16 protein-coding genes and 3 tRNA genes are annotated in these 18,080 nt (G+C 74.3%); 6 read left to right on the top strand and 13 right to left on the bottom strand.

Translation table 11 applies throughout. The annotated features are described in order from the left end of the window. Positions 1–16: 16 nt before the first annotated feature. The gene (leuD, locus tag ACI79R_RS04945; RefSeq protein ID WP_456572465.1) at positions 17–616 is read right to left on the bottom strand and encodes a 3-isopropylmalate dehydratase small subunit; all 600 of its coding nucleotides are present in this window, start codon (positions 614–616) and stop codon (positions 17–19) included. Positions 617–621: 5 nt separating this feature from the next. Then, positions 622–2,046: a 3-isopropylmalate dehydratase large subunit gene (gene leuC, locus ACI79R_RS04940; protein WP_456572464.1), complete on the bottom strand. Its 1,425-nt coding sequence runs from the start codon at positions 2,044–2,046 to the stop codon at positions 622–624. 109 nt (positions 2,047–2,155) lie between these two features. Between leuC and ACI79R_RS04935 the strand changes: the two genes are divergently transcribed. Next, positions 2,156–2,833: an IclR family transcriptional regulator gene (locus tag ACI79R_RS04935; protein WP_456572463.1), complete on the top strand. Its 678-nt coding sequence runs from the start codon at positions 2,156–2,158 to the stop codon at positions 2,831–2,833. Positions 2,834–2,836: 3 nt separating this feature from the next. Here the strand turns inward: ACI79R_RS04935 and ACI79R_RS04930 are convergent, their stop codons facing one another. The 5 genes from ACI79R_RS04930 to ACI79R_RS04910 form a co-directional block, all read right to left on the bottom strand. Next, on the bottom strand, positions 2,837–3,127 hold the full coding sequence (locus ACI79R_RS04930) for a hypothetical protein (RefSeq protein ID WP_456572462.1): 291 nt from the start codon (positions 3,125–3,127) through the stop codon (positions 2,837–2,839). Positions 3,128–3,152: 25 nt separating this feature from the next. Further along, the gene (locus tag ACI79R_RS04925; protein ID WP_456572461.1) at positions 3,153–4,835 is read right to left on the bottom strand and encodes a sodium:solute symporter family protein; all 1,683 of its coding nucleotides are present in this window, start codon (positions 4,833–4,835) and stop codon (positions 3,153–3,155) included. Positions 4,836–4,862: 27 nt separating this feature from the next. Next, positions 4,863–6,032 (bottom strand): galactokinase, encoded by a 1,170-nt coding sequence (gene galK, locus ACI79R_RS04920; protein WP_456572460.1) that lies wholly within the window; start codon positions 6,030–6,032, stop codon positions 4,863–4,865. Beyond that, entirely contained in the window at positions 6,029–7,123 is a 1,095-nt protein-coding gene (galT, locus tag ACI79R_RS04915) for a galactose-1-phosphate uridylyltransferase (RefSeq protein ID WP_456572459.1), read from the bottom strand. The genes galK and galT overlap by 4 nt, the downstream gene beginning before the upstream one ends. A gap of 136 nt (positions 7,124–7,259) precedes the next feature. Then, positions 7,260–7,332: transfer RNA gene (locus tag ACI79R_RS04910), tRNA-Glu, on the bottom strand. 183 nt (positions 7,333–7,515) lie between these two features. Between ACI79R_RS04910 and ACI79R_RS04905 the strand changes: the two genes are divergently transcribed. From ACI79R_RS04905 to ACI79R_RS04895, 3 genes are read left to right on the top strand one after another with little or no spacing between them, the layout of a single operon-like run. Next, positions 7,516–8,925 carry an aldehyde dehydrogenase family protein gene (locus ACI79R_RS04905; protein ID WP_456572458.1) on the top strand — a complete coding sequence of 470 codons (1,410 nt, stop codon included), beginning with the start codon at positions 7,516–7,518 and terminating at the stop codon, positions 8,923–8,925. Between the two features lie 21 nt (positions 8,926–8,946). Continuing rightward, the gene (locus tag ACI79R_RS04900; RefSeq protein WP_456572457.1) at positions 8,947–9,879 is read left to right on the top strand and encodes an alpha/beta hydrolase; all 933 of its coding nucleotides are present in this window, start codon (positions 8,947–8,949) and stop codon (positions 9,877–9,879) included. After that, positions 9,876–11,513, top strand: a complete 1,638-nt coding sequence (locus ACI79R_RS04895; protein WP_456572456.1) for a flavin-containing monooxygenase — start codon at positions 9,876–9,878, stop codon at positions 11,511–11,513. The genes ACI79R_RS04900 and ACI79R_RS04895 overlap by 4 nt, the downstream gene beginning before the upstream one ends. A 54-nt stretch (positions 11,514–11,567) precedes the next feature. On the opposite strand, the gene ACI79R_RS04890 is transcribed toward ACI79R_RS04895, so the two are convergent. From ACI79R_RS04890 to ACI79R_RS04865, 6 genes are all read right to left on the bottom strand, one after another. Continuing rightward, complete coding sequence (locus ACI79R_RS04890) at positions 11,568–13,292, bottom strand: N-acyl-D-amino-acid deacylase family protein (RefSeq protein WP_456572455.1); 1,725 nt, start codon at positions 13,290–13,292, stop codon at positions 11,568–11,570. A 140-nt stretch (positions 13,293–13,432) separates the two neighbouring features. Further along, positions 13,433–13,505, bottom strand: a tRNA-Glu gene (locus tag ACI79R_RS04885). Between the two features lie 42 nt (positions 13,506–13,547). Continuing rightward, positions 13,548–13,619, bottom strand: a tRNA-Gln gene (locus tag ACI79R_RS04880). Continuing rightward, positions 13,605–14,906: a CPBP family glutamic-type intramembrane protease gene (locus ACI79R_RS04875; RefSeq protein WP_456572454.1), complete on the bottom strand. Its 1,302-nt coding sequence runs from the start codon at positions 14,904–14,906 to the stop codon at positions 13,605–13,607. The genes ACI79R_RS04880 and ACI79R_RS04875 overlap by 15 nt, the downstream gene beginning before the upstream one ends. Next, positions 14,903–16,390 (bottom strand): glutamate--tRNA ligase, encoded by a 1,488-nt coding sequence (gene gltX / locus ACI79R_RS04870; RefSeq protein ID WP_456572453.1) that lies wholly within the window; start codon positions 16,388–16,390, stop codon positions 14,903–14,905. The genes ACI79R_RS04875 and gltX overlap by 4 nt, the downstream gene beginning before the upstream one ends. Beyond that, a complete protein-coding gene (locus ACI79R_RS04865) occupies positions 16,387–17,199 on the bottom strand; it encodes a fumarylacetoacetate hydrolase family protein (RefSeq protein WP_456572452.1) in 813 nt (270 codons plus the stop codon). Before ACI79R_RS04865 ends, gltX begins: the two co-directional genes overlap by 4 nt. A gap of 53 nt (positions 17,200–17,252) precedes the next feature. Here ACI79R_RS04865 and ACI79R_RS04860 point away from each other — a divergent pair, with 53 nt between their 5' ends. Both ACI79R_RS04860 and ACI79R_RS04855 read left to right on the top strand, forming a co-directional pair. Next, positions 17,253–17,639 carry a VOC family protein gene (locus ACI79R_RS04860; protein WP_456572451.1) on the top strand — a complete coding sequence of 129 codons (387 nt, stop codon included), beginning with the start codon at positions 17,253–17,255 and terminating at the stop codon, positions 17,637–17,639. Further along, a complete protein-coding gene (locus ACI79R_RS04855) occupies positions 17,636–17,965 on the top strand; it encodes a putative quinol monooxygenase (RefSeq protein WP_456572450.1) in 330 nt (109 codons plus the stop codon). Before ACI79R_RS04860 ends, ACI79R_RS04855 begins: the two co-directional genes overlap by 4 nt. Positions 17,966–18,080 lie beyond the last annotated feature (115 nt).

Raw genomic sequence — 18,080 nt, 5'->3', positions numbered from 1 at the left:
TGGGGGCGCGTCGCGGTCAGAGCGCCGGGAGGGCCTTCGGCTTCCACGACGGCCGCTGCGCCTCGTAGGCCTCGATGTCGGCCAGGTGCCGCTCGGTGAGCCCGATGTCGTCCAGGCCCTCCAGCAGCCGCCAGCGGGTGTAGTCGTCGATGTCGAACCCGACGGAGTGCTCGCCCCAGCTGACCGTCCTGGCCCGCAGGTCGACGGTCACCGGGGTGGCCGGGTCGGCCTCGATCGCCGTCCACAGCGCCTCGACCTCGGCCTGCGGCAGCACCACGGTGAGCAGGCCCGACTTGGTCGAGTTGTTGCGGAAGATGTCGGCGAACCGGGAGCTGATGACCACCCGGAAACCGCCGTCCAGCAGCGCCCAGTTGGCGTGCTCCCGCGAGGAGCCGGTGCCGAAGTCGGGGCCGGCGACCAGGATCGAGGCGTTCGCGTACTGCGGCTGGTTGAGCACGAAGTCGGGCTCGTTGGTGCGCCAGGCGACGAACAGCCCGTCCTCGAACCCGGTGCGGGTGATCCGCTTGAGGTACTCGGCCGGGATGATCTGGTCGGTGTCGACGTTGCTGCGGCGCAGCGGGGCCGCGGTGCCGGTGTGCGTGGTGAAGGCGTCCATGGTGGTCAGGCTCCAGCGGTCGCAGGGACGTCGGGCAGGTCGGCGGGGGCGGTCAGCCGGCCGGTGAGGGCGGTGGCGGCCGCGACGGCGGGCGAGACCAGGTGGGTGCGCCCGCCCTTGCCCTGCCGGCCCTGGAAGTTGCGGTTGCTCGTGGAGGCCGAGCGCTCCCCCGGCTTGAGCTGGTCGGGGTTCATGCCCAGGCACATCGAGCACCCGGCGCCACGCCACTCGGCGCCGGCGTCCAGGAAGACGCGGTCCAGGCCCTCGGCCTCGGCCTGCGCCTTGACGGCGACCGACCCCGGGACGACGAGCATCCGGGTGTTCCCCGCGACCTTGCGGCCGCGGACCAGCTCGGCGGCGACCCGCAGGTCCTCGATCCGCCCGTTGGTGCAGGAGCCGACGAAGACGGTGTCGACCTCGATGTCGCGCAGCGGCGTGCCCGGGGTCAGCCCCATGTAGGCCAGCGCCTCCTCGATGTCGCGGCGGGCGCCCTCGTCGGGGGCCTCGGCCGGGTCGGGCACGCGCTCGCTGATCGGCAGGCCCTGGCCGGGGTTGGTGCCCCAGGTGACGAACGGCGTCAGCGTCGAGGCGTCGATGTGCACCTCGCGGTCGAAGACGGCGTCCTCGTCGGTGCGCAGCGTCTCCCAGTAGGCGACGGCGGCGTCCCAGTCCGCGCCCTGCGGGGCGTGCGGGCGGCCCTTCAGGTAGTCGAACGTGGTCTGGTCGGGGGCGATGAGCCCGGCCTTGGCGCCGGCCTCGATCGACATGTTGCAGATCGTCATCCGGGCCTCCATCGACAGGCTCCGGATGGCGCTGCCGCGGTACTCGATGACGTACCCCTGGCCGCCGCCGGTGCCGATCTGGGCGATGACGGCGAGGATGACGTCCTTCGCCGAGACGCCCGGGGGCAGCTCGCCGTCGACGGTGACCGCCATCTGCTTGGGCCGGTACTGCGGCAGGGTCTGGGTGGCCAGCACGTGCTCGACCTCGCTGGTGCCGATGCCGAAGGCCAGCGCGCCGAAGGCGCCGTGGGTCGAGGTGTGGCTGTCGCCGCAGACGATCGTCATGCCCGGCTGGGTCAGGCCCAGCTGCGGGCCGATGACGTGCACGATGCCCTGGTCGCGGTCGCCCATCGGGGCCAGCCGGACGCCGAACTCGGCGGCGTTGCGGCGCAGCGCCTCGACCTGCGCCCGGGAGACCGGGTCGGCGATCGGGGCGAGGATGTCCAGCGTCGGGACGTTGTGGTCCTCGGTCGCCATCGTGAGGTCGGGACGGCGCACGGTGCGCCCGGCCGCCCGGAGCCCGTCGAAGGCCTGGGGGCTGGTGACCTCGTGCACCAGGTGCAGGTCGATGAAGAGCAGGTCCGGCTCGCCCTCGGTGCTGCGCACCACGTGGGCGTCGTAGACCTTCTCGGCCAGGGTCTTCGGCACGGCGTGTCCCTCCAGAGGACGTCTTCGGCTCGCTCCCGGGCCACGGCACTGGCCTTCTCACATAGTGGGATGCGAGTATTGCTGTGTGGGACAGCCTAACCCCGTCGCCGTGCTGGACAAAGCAGTGGCCATCCTCCGCGCCGTCGCGGCCGAGCCGGCGACCCTCGCCGACCTGGTCGCGCGCACCGAGCTGCCGCGGGCGACCGCGCACCGGCTGGCGGTCGCGCTGGAGGGGCACCGGCTGCTGCGCCGGACGGCGGCCGGGGCGTGGGCGCCCGGGCCGGCGCTGGCCGAGCTCGGCCGGGCCGGCGCCGACCTCGCCGACCTCGCCTCCCGGCACCTGGTGACCCTGCGCGACGCCAGCGGGGAGAGCGCCCAGTTCTACGTGCGCGACGGCGCGACGCGGGTCTGCATCGCCGCCGCCGAGCGCACCAGCGGGCTGCGCGACACCGTGCCGGTGGGCGCGCGGCTGCCGATGACGGCCGGCTCGGCCGCGCACGCGCTGCTGGCCTTCGCGCCCGCCGACGAGGTCACCCCGCTGCTGCCCGCGGCCAGCTTCACCGCGCGCACGCTGCTCGACGTGCGCCGCCGCGGCTGGGCGCACAGCATCGCCGAGCGCGAGCCGGGGGTCGCCTCGCTGTCGGCGCCGGTGCGGGACGCCTCCGGCGGCGTGCTGGGGGCGGTGTCGATCTCCGGGCCGGTCGAGCGGCTGGGCCGTCGCCCGGCGCCGGAGGTGGTCGGCGCGGTGCTCGAGGCCGCCGGGGCGATCGGCCGCGCCGCGCGCTGAGGATCAGTGCCCGGCGGGGCGCTCCCCGTCGCCGTCCCGGTCGCCGGCGGCCTGGTCCACGACCGTCGGGCGCAGCCGCGACCACAGCGCGAACCCCGCGGCGACGAGCACCATGACGATGCCCGACCACAGGTTGGCGTCCACGCCGCCGGTCTTCTCGTGCGCCTCCCCGGAGTCGACGATCCCGTAGACCAGGAGGACGACGCCGTAGAAGCCGATCAGCGCGGCGATGACGTTGCGGACGTCGAACGCCCCCGCGGTGTGCTTCCCGGTGCTGCGGGAGGGAGTGCTCATGGGGTGCTCCTGCTCGGTCCGGGGCTCAGCGGAAGATGACGTTCAGGGCGACGACCAGCACCAGCGCGATGCCGGCCAGCGGCACCGGCGACTGGTACCAGGGCAGCCGGTGCGCGTCGGGGTCGGTGCGCTGCTCGCGCGGGGTCTCGGAGTAGACGAGTCCGGCCAGCTCGTGCACCGGCTTGGGCCGGGTCACCGCCGTGACCGCCACGCTCACCACGATGTCGACGACGAAGGCCGCGCTGGCGGCCACGAAGCTCGCGCCCTGGCCGCCGAGCGGGATCACGCCGACCGACGCCGCACCGAGCGCGTCCTCGCTCAGCACCGCCACCAGGACCGCGGCCAGCGTGCCCGACACCAGGCCGGTCCAGCCGGCGGTCGCCGTCATCCGCTTCCAGAACATGCCGAGGATGAACGTGGCGAACAGCGGGGCGTTGAAGAAGCCGAACAGCGTCTGCAGGTAGTCCATCAGGTTCTGGTAGCCCGACGCGATGATGGCCGCCCCGATGGCGACCACGGTGGCGCCGACCGTGGCCCAGCGGCCGACCTTCAGGTAGTAGCCGTCGGGCCGGTCCTTCTTGATGTACTGCTGCCAGATGTCGTAGCTGAACACCGTGTTGAAGGCGGAGATGTTGGCCGCCATGCCGGCCATGAAGGCGGCGAGCAGGCCGGCGATCGCGACCCCGAGCAGGCCGTTGGGCAGCACGTCGCTGATCAGGCCGAGGATCGCGTTGTTGTACTCGAACTCCGGGTCCTGGGCGGCCTTGGCGTCGACGACGTCCTTCACCAGGACGCCGGCGAGCATGCCGGGGACGACCACGATGAACGGCACGAACATCTTCGGGAAGGCGCCGATGATCGGCGTGCTGCGGGCCGCGGACATCGACTTGGTCGCCATGGCGCGCTGCACCTCGACGAAGTTCGTCGTCCAGTAGCCGAAGGAGAGCACGAAGCCCAGGCCGAAGACGATGCCGATCACCGACAGCAGCGGGTCGTCGAAGGTCGACAGCTCCGTGCCCGGCCAGGAGCGCAGCTGGTCGGCGTCGCCGGCGTCGGTCATCTTGTCGACGAGCCCGTCGATGCCGCCGGCCTTGTGCAGGCCGATGAGGGTCAGCGGCAGCAGCGCGGCGACGATGACGAAGAACTGCAGCACCTCGTTGTAGATCGCCGCCGAGAGGCCGCCGAAGGTGATGTAGCTGAGCACCACCGCCGCGGCCACGATCAGCGAGACCCACAGCGGCCAGCCGAGGAGCAGCTCGACGATCTTGGCCAGCAGGAACAGGTTGATGCCGGCGATGAGCACCTGGGCCAGGGCGAAGCTCAGCGCGTTGACCAGGTGCGCCCCGGTGCCGAACCGGCGCCGCATGAACTCCGGGACGCTGCGTACCTTCGACCCGTAGTAGAAGGGCATCATCACCACGCCCAGGAAGAGCATGGCGGGCACCGCGCCGACCCAGAAGTAGTGCATCGTCGGCATGCCGTACTGGGCGCCGTTGGCCGACATGCCCACGATCTCGACCGCACCGAGGTTGGCCGAGATGAACGCCAGGCCGGTCACCCAGGCCGGCAGCGAGCGGCCGGACAGGAAGAAGTCCAGGCTGTCGGACACCCGCCGCCGGGCGGCGTAGCCGATCATCAGGACGACGGCGAAGTAGGCGACCACCAGCAGGTAGTCGACCCAGTTGGCGTCCAGGCGCAGGTCGTCCACAGCGGCTCCTCGGGGTCGGGTGGTGGGTCAGGCGAGCCGGCGGGCCCCGGCGGAGGGGACGACGACGGAGGTGCGGGTCGCCCCGTAGCCCTCGCGGTCGAACCGCGCGCCGATCTCGTCGGCCACCCCCGCCGCCCGGTCGGCCGCGACGAGGACGACGGCGCTGCCGCCGAACCCGCCGCCGACCATCCGGGCGCCCAGCGCGCCGGCCGCGAGCGCGGTCTCCACGCAGGCGTCCAGCTCGGGGGTGGAGATCTGGAAGTCGTCGCGCAGCGAGGCGTGCCCGGCGGTGAGCAGCGGGCCGATCGCGGCGGGGCCGTCGGGGCCGCGCAGCACGTCGACGACCTGCAGGACGCGGGCGTCCTCGGTGACCACGTGCCGGGCCCGGCGCAGCAGCAGCGCGCCGTCGCCGGTGCCGTCGTCGAGCGCGGCGAGCGCCGCGACGTCGGGGACGTCGCGCAGCGCGGGGACGCCGAGCCGCTCGGCCGCCCGCTCGCACTCGCGCCGGCGGTCGCCGTAGCCGCCGGTGGCGTGGCTGTGCGTCGTCCCGGTGTCGACGACGAGCAGCACGAGCCCGGCCGCGGCGAGGTCCAGCGGCACCTGGTCGCTGCTGCGGTCGCGGGTGTCGAGGAACAGCGCGTGGCCGGCGGTGCACAGCAGCGACGCGGACTGGTCGAGGATGCCGGTGGGCGCACCGACGAAGTCGTTCTCGGCGCTGCGGGCGACGTCGACGAGGTCGGCGACGGCGAGCTCCGGGGCCAGCAGGTCGCGCACCGCCAGCGCCACCGAGCACGAGAGCGCGGCCGACGACGACAGCCCCATCCCGGCGGGGACGTCGCCGTCGACGACCACGCTCAGCCCGCCGAGCAGCCGCTCGCGCAGCGCGGCCACGACGCCGGCCGGGTAGCCCGCCCAGCCCCCGGGGCGGCCGGGCTCGAGCTCGGCGACGGCCACCTCGACCCGCTCCCCCGGGTGCTGCCGGGAGACCAGGGCGACCCGGCCGTCGTCGCGCCGGGCGACGGCGGCGCGGGTGGTCTGCGGAAGGGCCACCGGCAGCACGAAGCCCTCGTTGTAGTCGGTGTGCTCGCCGATGACGTTCACCCGGCCGGGGGCGGCCCAGACGCCCTCGGCCTCGGCGGCGAAGGCCTCGCCGAAGGTGGCCCGTGCCCGCTCCGCGAGCTCCGCGTCCCCGGTCACGGCAGGACCACGGCCCGCAGCTGCTCGGCGACGTCCTCCGGCGTGGTGTCGCTGATGAACGCGCCCATCCCCGACTCGGAGCCCGCCAGGTACTTCAGCTTGCCCGGGGCCCGGCGGAGGCTGAACAGCTGCAGGTGCAGCCACCAGTCCTCGCGGCCGGTGCGCACCGGCGCCTGGTTCCACGCGGCGATGTAGGGCATCGGGTCGTCGAAGCGGTGCGCGAACCGGCCCAGGACGTCGAGGTAGATGCCGGCGAGCGCGTCGCGCTCCTCACCCGTCAGCGCGGGCAGGTCGGGCACCCGGCGGTGCGGGAAGAGCTGGACCTCGTAGGGCCAGCGCGCGGCGGCCGGGACGAACGCCGTCCAGTGCTCGTTCGTGGTGACCACCCGCGGGCCGGACCGCTCGGCGGCGACGACCTCGGCGAACAGGTCGCCGCCGGTGCGCTCGCGGTGGCCGGCGACGGAGGCGAGCACCTTCTCCACGCGCGGCGGCAGGAAGGGGTAGCCGTAGATCTGCCCGTGCGGGTGCGACAGCGTCACCCCGATCTCCTCGCCGTGGTTCTCGAAGGCGAAGACCGACTCGATGCCCTCGATGGCGCCCAGCGCCTCGGTGCGGTCGGCCCACACGTCGACCACCAGCCGGGCGCGCTCGGGCCCGAGGTCGGCGAAGTCGCGGGAGTGGTCGCTGGTGAAGACCACGACCTCGCACCGGCCGAAGCCCGGCCGCTGCTCGGCGTAGGGCGCACCGGGCGCGGTCGGCGGCACGTCGCGGTCGACCGCGGTGGCCAGCGACGGGAAGCGGTTCTCGAAGACCACGACCTGGTAGTCGGCCTCGGGCACCTCGGTCTCCGGCCGGCCCGGGCGGGTCGGGCACAGCGGGCACAGGTCGGCCGGCGGCAGGAAGGTGCGGGTCTGCCGGTGCGACGCGTAGGCGACCCACTCCCCGGTGAGCGCGTCGAAGCGGAGCTGGGAGTGCGTGCTGACCGGCGGGAGGTCCCGCGGATCGGCCGCGTCGCGCGCGACGGCGGTGCCGTCCGCGTCGTAGTAGAGGATCTCCCGGCCGTCGGCCAGCCGACGACTCGTGCGGATCACCGGACCACCCTTTCCTGCTCGTCACTGTGCGTGACCAGCGCCCCGACGCTAGTCCCGCTGCTGGTCAGAGGCCATTCGGGGTGGCCCGGACACGGCGAGAGCCCCCGGTCGGGTGACCGGGGGCTCTCGCGATGCGTAGCCCCGAAGGGATTCGAACCCTCGCTACCGCCGTGAGAGGGCGGCGTCCTGGGCCGCTAGACGACGGGGCCGTTGCGCGGTCCATCCTGCCACGGCGTCCCCGACGCCCGTGCGGTGACCCCCGCCGGGCTCCCGCCCACAGGGAGGGGGTGTGGCGCAGGCCACGTCGGGTTCCTACCGTCGGCCCGTCCGGGGATCGCCGGTCCCCTCCCGCACGTCCCGGCGACGGGCGTGCCCGCACCGCAGGAGGTCCCGTGGAGACCCACGAGCGCGTGTACGTCGACGGCCGCTGGACCGAGCCGCACGGCACGGAGCGGTTCGAGCTGGTCGACCCGCGCACCGGGCAGCGGTCGGCCGAGGTGCGGCTGGCCGACGAGGTCGACGTCGACGTCGCGGGGGCCGCCGCCCGCCGGGCCTTCGACGCCGCGGACTGGCCGCTGGCCGCCCGGCTGGAGGTGCTGCGCGCACTGCACGCCCGGGTGACCGAGCGCCTCGAGGAGTTCGCCGAGACGATCTCCACCGAGATGGGCGCCCCGGACGCCTTCGCCCGCCAGGTGCAGGTCGGCATGCCGCTGGCCGTGCTGGCCACGAGCATCGACGTGGCCGCCGGGTACCCGTTCGAGGAGCGCCTGGGCCCGTCGCTGCTGGCCCGCGAGCCGATCGGCGTGGTCGCCGCGATCACCCCGTGGAACTACCCGCTGCACCAGGCCGTGGCCAAGGTCGGCGCCGCGCTGACCGCCGGCTGCCCGGTGGTGCTCAAGCCGGCCGAGATCACCCCGCTGTCGTCGCTGCTGCTCGCCGAGGTGGCGCACGAGGTCGGCGTCCCGGCCGGCTGGTTCGCCGTCCTGCCCGGCCGCGGCACCGTCGTCGGCGAGGCGATGGCGGCACACCCCGGCGTGGACATGGTCACCTTCACCGGCTCCACCGCCGTCGGCCGCCGGATCGGCGCCACCGCGGCGGCCACGGTCAAGCGGGTCACCCTCGAGCTCGGCGGCAAGTCGCCGGCCGTGCTGCTCGACGACCTCGACGACGAGGGGTTCGCGCGCGCCGTCCGCACCGCCGCCGGCTTCTCGCTGATGAACGCCGGGCAGACCTGCGCCTCGTGGACGCGGCTGGTGGTGCCCGCGTCCCGCTACGACGACGCGGTCGCGCTGGCGGCCGAGACCGCCGGCGCCGCCGTTCCCGGGCAGACGCTCGGGCCGCTGGTCTCCCGCACCCAGTGGGACCGGGTGGCCGGGCACCTGCGCGACGCCGTCGCCGACGGCGCCGAGGTCGTCGCCGGCGACGCCGCGCCGGAGCCGCCCGAGGCCGGCTTCTGGATGTCCCCGGTCGTGCTCGGCCGGGTCACCCCGCACATGCGGGTCGGCCAGGAGGAGGTCTTCGGGCCGGTCCTCGCCGTGCAGACCCACACCGGGGACGACGACGCCGTCCGGATCGCCAACTCCACCGTCTACGGCCTGTCCGCCGGGGTCTTCGGCGCCGACCAGGACCGGGCGATCGCGGTGGCCCGGCGGATCCGCTCCGGCACCGTGCACGTCAACGGCCTCAACAGCAACCGGCTGGCGCCCTTCGGGGGCTACGGCCAGTCCGGCAACGGCCGCGAGTACGGCCGCTTCGGCCTGGAGGAGTTCCTCGAGGTCAAGTCCATCCAGCCGCCCGCCTGAGATCCCAGGAGGTCCTCCCCCGTGGCTCTCGACGCCGCCACCACCGCCCTGCTCGGCCGGCTGGCCGCCGCCGGCGGCCCGCCCATGCACGAGGTGCCGCCCGCCGAGGCCCGGCAGCGGATGGCCGGCCTCGCCCGGCTCTACCCGCCCGGCCCCGAGGTCGCCCGCGCCGAGGACGTCGTCGTCCCCGGCCCCGGCGGCGACCTGCCGGCCCGGGTGCTGGCGCCCGCCCGGCCGCGCGGCGTACTGCTCTACCTGCACGGCGGCGGCTGGGTGGTCGGCTCGATCGCCGAGCACGAGGCGCTGGGCCGCACGCTGGCCGACCGAACCGGCTGCACCGTCGTCCTCGGCTCGTACCGGCTGGCCCCGGAGCACCCGTGGCCGGCGGCGCTGGAGGACGCGCAGGCCGCCCTCGAGTGGGTCGACGCGCACCGGGCCGAGCTCGCCGGGGCCGATGCCCCGCTGGTCGTCGCCGGGGACAGCGCCGGGGCCAACCTGGCCACGGTGCTGGCGCGGCGGGCCCGTGACGCCGGCGGCCCGGCGATCGCGCTGCAGGTGCTGGTCTACCCGGTCACCGACGCCGACTTCACCACCGCCTCCTACACCGATCCGGCCAACCAGCTGGCGCTCAACCGGCAGACGCTGCAGTGGTTCTGGGACCACTACGCGCCCGCCGACCGCCGGTCGGACCCCGACGTCGCGCCGCTGCGGGCACCGGACCTGTCCGGGCTGCCGCCGGCCGTGGTCGTCACCGCCGAGCACGACGTGCTGCGCGACGAGGGCGCGGCCTACGCCGAGCGGCTGCGCGCGGCCGGCGTCCCGGTCGAGTACCGCGACTTCCCCGGCCAGATGCACGGCTTCTTCACGATGGTCGGGCTCCTGCCCGGCCACACCGAGGCGGTCGACCACGTGGCCGCCGCCATCCGCGAGACCCTCGGGAGGACCCCCGCGTGACCACGCCCCGCACCGTCGACGCCGTCGTCGTCGGCGCCGGCTTCGCCGGCCTCTACGCCCTGCACCGGCTGCGGGGCCTGGGCCTGCAGGTCCGGGTCTTCGAGGCCGGCTCCGACGTCGGCGGCACCTGGTACTGGAACCGCTACCCCGGCGCCCGCTGCGACATCGAGAGCGTCTTCTACAGCTACTCGTTCGACGAGGACCTCACCCGCGAGTGGACGTGGACGGAGCGGTACGCCGCGCAGCCGGAGATCCTCGCCTACCTGCAGCACGTCGCCGACCGGTTCGACCTCCGCCGCGACATCGCCCTCGACACCCGGGTGGTCTCCGCCCGCTACGACGAGGCCGCCGACCGCTGGACGGTCGCCACCGACACCGGGGAGCGGGTCTCCTGCCGCTACCTGGTGCTCGGCGTCGGCCTGCTGTCGAGCACCAACCTGCCGGCCATCCCCGGTCGCGACGCGTTCGCCGGCCCGGTGCTGCACACCGGCCACTGGCCGCACGAGCCGGTGGACCTCGCCGGCAAGCGGGTCGGCGTCATCGGCACCGGCTCCTCCGGCATCCAGGCCATCCCCCGGATCGCCGAGGTGGCCGCGCACCTGACGGTCTTCCAGCGGACGCCGAACTACAGCCTCCCGGCCCGCAACGGCACCCCGGACCCGGAGCGGGTGGCCGCGCTCAGGGCCGACCCGGCCGCGGTCCGCGAGGCGCTGCGCACCTCCTCCTACGGGATCCTGCTCGAGCCGCCGACCCGGTCGGCCCTCGAGGTGCCCGAGGACGAGCGCGAGGCCACGTACGCCGAGCGCTGGGAGGAGGGCACGCTCACCGGCATCCTCCAGGCCTACAACGACCTGGTCCGCAACCGGGAGGCCAACGAGACCGCGGCCGAGTTCGTGCGCCGCAAGATCGCCGAGATCGTGCACGACCCGCAGGTGGCCGAGGACCTCATGCCGCGCGGCTACGCCTACGGCACCAAGCGCCCGTGCCTCGACACCGGCTACTACCAGACCTTCAACCGGGCGAACGTCGAGCTGGTCAACCTGCGGCGGACGCCGATCGAGGAGATCACCGCTCACGGCGTCCGGACGACGGCCGGCGAGCACCCGCTCGACGTCCTGGTGTTCGCGACCGGATACGACGCCATGACCGGCCCCCTGCTGGCCTTCGAGATCACCGGGCGGGGCGGGGTGTCGCTGGCCGAGCGCTGGGCCGAGGGGCCGAGCAGCTACCTCGGGATCATGGTGCACGGGTTCCCGAACATGTTCACGATCACCGGCCCGGGCAGCCCGTCGGCGCTGTCCAACGCGGTGGTCTCCATCGAGCAGCACGTCGAGTGGGTGAGCGACCTGGTCGCGCACCTGCAGGAGACCGGGCAGCACGTCGTCGAGCCCGACGCCGCGGCCGAGGCCGAGTGGACCGAGCACGTGCAGGTGGTCAGCCGGTACACGCTCTACCCGGAGACCGACTCCTGGTACATGGGCGCGAACATCCCCGGCAAGCCCCGCGTCTTCCTGCCCTACATCGGCGGGGTCGGCAACTACCGCAGGACCTGCGACGAGATCGCCGCCGAGGGCTACCGCGGCTTCCACCTGCGGGCCGCCGCCGACGCCGTCCCGGCGGTCACGGGGGCCTGACCACCCTCGGACACGGGAGAGCCCCCGGCCGCCCGGCCGGGGGCTCTCCCCCCGTCAGGAGGGCCGCTGCGCGCCCCGCACCAGCCGGCCCGGCAGCTCGCCGGTCGCCTGGCCGTCGGTGTAGGTCTCGACGCCGGAGACGACGGTGTGCCGGTAGCCGTCGGCCCGCTGCAGGAGCCGCCGGCCGCCGGCGGGCAGGTCGTGGTGCATCTCCGGCTTGTGCAGGTGCAGGCCCGCGAGGTCGATGACGTTGAGGTCGGCCTTGTGGCCGGGGACGAGCAGGCCGCGGTCGAGGAAGCCCACCGCCTCCGCCGTCGCCCGCGCCTGCCGGGCGACGACGAACTCCAGCGGGAGCCGGCCGCGCTCGCGGTCGCGCACCCAGTGCTGCAGGAGCGTGGTCGGGAAGCTGCCGTCGCAGATCGTGCCGACGTGCGCGCCCCCGTCGGACAGGCCCGGGATGGTGAAGTCGTGGGTCAGCATCTCGTGGCAGCCGTCCAGCGCGCCGTCCACGTAGTTTGTGAACGGGAGGTAGAACATCCCGCGGCCCTCGTCGCCGATCATGATGTCGTAGACCAGCTCGGCCGGGGTCACGCCGAGGCGCGCGGCCCGCTGCTCGATGGTGTCGGCCGGGTCGGGCTCGTAGTCCGGCGGGTCGGTGAGCTCGAACATGATCTCGAAGCGGTCGAGGAACTGGCCGCCGACCAGCGTCGGGTGCTTGACGATCCCGATCTCGAGGATCTCCCGCCGCAGCTCGGGGTCGGCCATGGCCCGGGCCTGCTCGGGCACCGGCAGGGAGGAGATCCGCTGCCACGCGGGGTTGGAGCGGAACGGGTTGAGGGTGCAGTCCAGCCCGAGCAGCAGCCCGATGCCCCGCGCGGAGACCTGCGCCCGCAGCCGGTGCCCCTCGGCGTTGGCCTCCTCGAGGAAGCGCAGCACGCTGCGGTACCGGTCGGGCGTGCGGGGGCTCTGGGCGAGGGAGAACGACATGGGCCGGCCGGCCGCGGCGACCATCGCCCGGATCAGGTCGAAGTCGGTCCCGATGCTCTGGTCGTCCCAGTCGGTGACCAGCTGCAGCACGCCCCTGCCGGTCGCGCCGATCGCGGCGGCGATCGCGGTGAGCTCGTCGCGGCCGGCGGCGTAGGACGGCGTCAGCTCACCGGAGATGGACTTGTGGTTGAGGGTGCGGGAGGTGCTGAACCCGACCGCGCCGGCCTCGACCGCCTCGGCGGCCAGCGTGGCCATCAGGACGATCTCCTCGTCGGTGGCCAGGGTGTGCGCCGCCGCCCGCTCCCCCATCGCCCGCACCCGCAGCGCCGCGTGCGGCACCTGGGCGGCGAGGTCCATGTCGTGCGGCCGGCTCTCCAGCGCGTCCAGGAACTCGGGGAAGGACTGCCAGGTCCACGGCAGGCCCTCGACCAGGGCGACGCCGGGGATGTCCTCGACCCCCTCCATGAGCTCGACCAGCCGGTCGTGGTCCGCCGGGACGACGGGGGCGAAGCCGACGCCGCAGTTGCCCATCACGACCGTGGTGACGCCGTGCCAGGAGGAGGGCTGCAGGCGGCTGTCCCAGGTCGCCTGGCCGTCGTAGTGGGTGTGGACGTCGACGAAGCCGGGGGCCACCACCGCGCCGTCGGCGTCGATCTCGCGCGCGGCCCGGCCGGAGACGCGGCCCACCTCGACGACCAGCCCGTCGGTGACCGCCACGTCGGCGGTCCGGCCCGGGGCTCCGGTGCCGTCCACGACGGTGCCGCCTCGGATGATCAGGTCGTACGAACTCACCCGCGCGCCTCCGGATCCGCTGGACTCCGGTCCAGCGTCCGCCGGAGGAGACCCGGGGCACAGAGCGCCTCCCGGTCAGCGGCCACCGCCCCCGGACGCACGAGAGCCCCCGGCCGGGTGGCCGGGGGCTCTCGGTCGCGTAGCCCCGAAGGGATTCGAACCCTCGCTACCGCCGTGAGAGGGCGGCGTCCTGGGCCGCTAGACGACGGGGCCGTGCGGTACTGCGGTGGTGCCTGAGGAGATGGTGCTTCCTCGCTGGGGTACCAGGACTCGAACCTAGACTAACGGAGCCAGAATCCGTCGGGCTGCCAATTACCCCATACCCCAAGGGTTCGTGCTGTGGGCACCTCGCGGCGCCGGAGAAGACTGTACCCGACGCCCGGACGGGGGCTGCGCACCCCCCTCCGCCAGCGCGGCGGGCACCCTCAGGTCCTGGGCGGCCGTGACCGTCTCCGGTCGCAGCCGGGGCACCGCCCGGCGCACCAGCAGCACGTAGCCGCCCATCGCCAGCACGGTCAGCAGCAGGAACAGCCACCCGCTGCCGTCGGGCACCTCGGTGGTGGCCACGCCGTCGCCCAGCGACCCGGCCAGCACGAAGACGACCACGTTGTTCACCGCGTGCAGCACGATCGCCGCCTCCAGGCCGCCGGTCAGCCACGTCACCGCGGAGGCGGCCAGGCCGAAGGCGAACCGGTCGAGGAAGGTGCCCAGGTCCGGCGGGACGTGCGCGAGGGAGAACAGCGCCGCGGTGACCAGCGCCGCCACCACCGCCCCGGCCGGCTCGCGGCCGATCCAGCCGGCGATGGCCTGGCTGAGGTAGCCGCGGAAGAGGTACTCCTCGGCCGCCGACTGCAGCGGCGTGGTGAGGAACACCACGACCAGCAGCCAGCCGAACGACCGGACGGGGCCGGTCACTCCCCCGCCGTCGAGGAGGAGGGAGAACAGCACCGACAGGCCGATCCCCACCCCCAGCGCGAGCAGGCCCAGGGGCACCAGCCGCGGGAACAGCCGCCAGCGCAGCCGGCCGGTGACCGACGCCGACCAGCCCGGCCGCAGCCCGTGCGCGGCCACCCACGACAGCCACACCGCCGGGATCGCGATGATCAGCGTGAGGTTGGTGACCAGCAGGTCGCCGGGGTCGACGAGACTGATCAGCGCCAGGTCCGGCGCCCAGCCGGTCAGCAGGGCGAGCAGGACGACGACGGTCGAGGCCACCGAGTAGACGACGGTGAGCAGCAGCAGCCCGAGCAACGGCCGCCACCACCGCCAGTCGCGGGTGCGCATGGCCTGGGTGAACGGCTGCGGCACGTCGTGCGGGGGCGTGCCGGGCGGCGGCTCGAACCGCATGCCGGGCGGCGGCACGAAGGTGCGGGGCACGTTCCACGGCGCGGGCGGCACCGGCGTGCCGGCCAGGGGCACGTGCGCCATCGGCACGGGGCCCAGCGGCCAGGGCACCGGCCCGCTGAGCGGGCCGGCGCCGGGCGCGCTCAGCGGCCCGTGGTGGGCCCACGGCACCAGCGGGGGCGCGGCGTAGCGGCCCGTGGGCGGCGGCCCCGTGTAGGGCTCGTCGTCCGGACCGGGATCCGCGCCGCCCGCCGGCGCCCAGGCGGTCATCCCGCCGTCGACGTCCCGCCGGCGCTGCGGGCGGCGGCCAGCCGGGCGAGGGTCCGCTCGCGGCCGAGCAGCTCGATCGACTCGTACAGCGGCGGGGACACGGTGCGGCCGCTGACCGCGACCCGCACCGGCCCGAAGGCCTGGCGGGGCTTGCGGCCCAGGCCGTCGACGAGCGCCGTCTTCAGGGCCTGCTCGATCCCGGCGGCCGACCAGTCGTCCAGCCCGCCGAGCGCGGCCGACGCCGCGTCCAGCACCTCGGCGGCCTCCGCGCCGGCCAGCTGTTTGGCCGCGGCGGCGGGGTCGATCTCGACGTCCTCGACGAACAGGAAGCGCAGCAGCTCGACCGCGTCGGAGAGGACGACCATCCGCTCCTGCGCCATCGGGGCGATCGCCCGGAGCACGCGGTCCTGCTCGGCCGTCGGCGGGTCGGCCACCAGGCCGGCGCCGGCGAGGAACGGCACGACGCGGGCGAGGAACTCCTCCTCGGGGAGCGCGCGCAGGTGGGTGGCGTTGATGGCCTCGGCCTTCTTGAGGTCGAAGCGGGCCGGGTTGGCGCTCACCCGCGTGACGTCGAAGGCCTCGGCCAGCTCGGCCATCGAGAAGACGTCGCGGTCCTCGGCGATCGACCAGCCCAGCAGCGCCAGGTAGTTGGCCAGGCCCTCGGGGAGGAAGCCGCGCTCGCGGTAGACGTCGACGTTGGACTGCGGATCGCGCTTGGACAGCTTCTTGTTGCCCTCGCCGGTCACGTAGGGCAGGTGGCCGAAGCGCGGGGTGCCCGAGGCGACCCCGATGTCGGTGAGCGCCGCGTAGAGCGCCAGCTGCCGCGGGGTGGAGGGCAGGAGGTCCTCGCCGCGCAGCACGTCGGTGATGCCCATGAGGGCGTCGTCGACGGGGTTGACGAACGGGTACAGCGGCACGCCGTTGGCCCGGACGATGACGAAGTCGGGCACCGAGCCCGCCGCGAAGCGCACCTCGCCGCGGACCAGGTCGGTCCAGGTCAGGTCGGTGTCGGGCATCCGCAGCCGCAGCACCGGCTCGCGGCCCTCGGCGCGGAAGGCGGCCTTCTGGTCGTCGGTGAGGAACCGGTCGGCGTTGTCGTAGCCGAGCTTGGGGTCCTGGCCGGCCGCGCGGCGGCGGGCGTCGACCTCCTCGGGCGTGGAGAACGACTCGTAGGCGTGGCCGGCGGCGACCAGCCGCGCGGCGACGTCGCGGTAGACGTCGTGCCGCTGCGACTGCCGGTAGGGCTCGTGCGGGCCGCCGACCTCGGGGCCCTCGTCCCAGTCCAGGCCGAGCCAGCGCAGGCAGTCGACCAGGTGCCGGTAGGACTCCTCGGAGTCGCGGGCGGCGTCGGTGTCCTCGATGCGGAAGACGAACGTGCCGCCGGTGTGCCGGGCGTGCGCCCAGTTGAACAGCGCCGTCCGCAGCAGGCCGACGTGCACCATGCCCGTCGGGGACGGGCAGAAGCGGGTGCGCACCTCGCTCATCGGGCCCCGCCCGCGGTCGAGACGGTGTCGGCGCCGGTGACCGGGTTGGCCAGCGAGCCCAGGCCCTCGATGCTGACCTCGACCCGCTGGCCGGGCCGGATCGGCCCGACCCCGGCCGGGGTGCCGGTGAGGACGACGTCGCCGGGCAGCAGCGTCATGACCTGCGAGATGTAGGAGACCAGCGTCGGGACGTCGAACAGCAGCTGGCTGGTGCGGCCGGACTGGCGCAGCTCGTCGTCCACCGTGCAGGTGATCGACAGGTCGGCCGGGTCCTTGCCGATGCCGGGCAGGTCGGTCTCGATCCACGGGCCCAGCGGGCAGAAGGAGTCGAAGCCCTTGGCGCGGGTCCACTGCCCGTCGAGCCTCTGCATGTCCCGCTCGGTGACGTCGTTGGCGATCGTGTAGCCGAAGATGCTCGCCGGCACCTGCTCCGGGGTCAGGTTGCGCGCGCCGCGGGCCCCGATGACGACGGCCAGCTCGGCCTCGTGGTGCACGTTGGTGCTGCCGGCCGGGATGCGGATCGCGTCGCCGGGGCCGATGACCGACGTGGAGGGCTTCAGGAACAGCAGCGGCTGGGCCGGCGCCTCCCCCGTGTTCATCTCCTTGACGTGCTCGGCGTAGTTCTTGCCGACGCAGACCACCTTGCTCGGCAGGATCGGCGAGAGCAGCCGGATGTCGGCCTGCGCGAAGCGCTGGCCGGTGAAGGAGATGGTGCCGAACGGGTGGCCCTCGATCTGGGCGACCTGGCCGTCCCCGTCGAGGACACCGAAGGACATGCCCGAGGGCGAGGCGAAGCGGACGATGCGCACGGGTCGAGGCTACTGACCCTGCCCGACGCCGGCGCCCGCCCTACGGTGGGGCCGTGGCGTGCCGGCTGAGCGAGATCGTCATCGACTGCCGCGATCCCGAGGCGCTGGCGGACTGGTGGGCGCAGGTCCTGGACTACGTGGTCCTGTCCCGGGAGGACGGCGAGGTGGAGATCGGGCCGCCGTCCGGGTTCGGGGGCGCGGTCCCGACGCTGGTGTTCTCGCGCTCCGACGACCCGGTGCGCGGCAAGCCGCGGCTGCACGTCGACGTCAACGCCACCGACCGCGACCAGGACGCCGAGCTCGAGCGGCTGCTCGCCCTCGGCGCGACCCCCGCCGACGTCGGCCAGACCGGTGAGGAGAGCTGGCACGTGCTCGCCGACCCGGAGGGCAACCCGTTCTGCCTGCTCCGCCGCCGGCTCGACCCGTTGGAGACCCCGTGATCCTGATCGTCGTCAAGTTCCCCGTCCGCGCGGAGCTGACCGACCGCTTCCCCGAGCTGGTGCGCGACTTCACCGAGGCCTGCCGCGCCGAGGAGGGCAACGTCTTCTTCGAGTGGTCGCGCAGCCTGGAGGAGCCCGACACCTACGTGCTGGTCGAGGGCTTCCGCGACGCCGCGGCGGGCTCCGCGCACGTGGGCACCGAGCACTTCCGCCGCTTCGTCGAGCAGGGCCCGGACCTCGTCGCCCGGCAGCCGCAGATCATGTACATCGACTCCCCCGACCTCGCCGGCTGGGGGCCGATGGGCGAGATCCAGCCGCGCGCCTGAGCGCCCGCCGCTCCTCCTCCCAGACGATCAGGGTCCCTGGTCGTAGCGGGTCCTCCCCGACCGCCCACCGCCCGGGAGGACCCCGCACGACCAGGGACCCTGATCATGTGGGGGG

Source organism: Blastococcus sp. SYSU D00820, from assembly GCF_054050695.1.
Note: the sequence above shows the minus strand (reverse complement) of the source record. Positions and strands in the feature narration are given on the sequence as shown.

Excerpts from the sequence above, each read along its gene's own strand:
- leuD (WP_456572465.1), bottom strand. The coding sequence starts at position 616 with ATGGACGCCTTCACCACGCACACCGGCACCGCGGCCCCGCTGCGCCGC.
- ACI79R_RS04930 (WP_456572462.1), bottom strand. The coding sequence starts at position 3,127 with ATGAGCACTCCCTCCCGCAGCACCGGGAAGCACACCGCGGGGGCGTTC.
- ACI79R_RS04875 (WP_456572454.1), bottom strand. The coding sequence starts at position 14,906 with ATGACCGCCTGGGCGCCGGCGGGCGGCGCGGATCCCGGTCCGGACGAC.
- gltX (WP_456572453.1), bottom strand. The coding sequence starts at position 16,390 with ATGAGCGAGGTGCGCACCCGCTTCTGCCCGTCCCCGACGGGCATGGTG.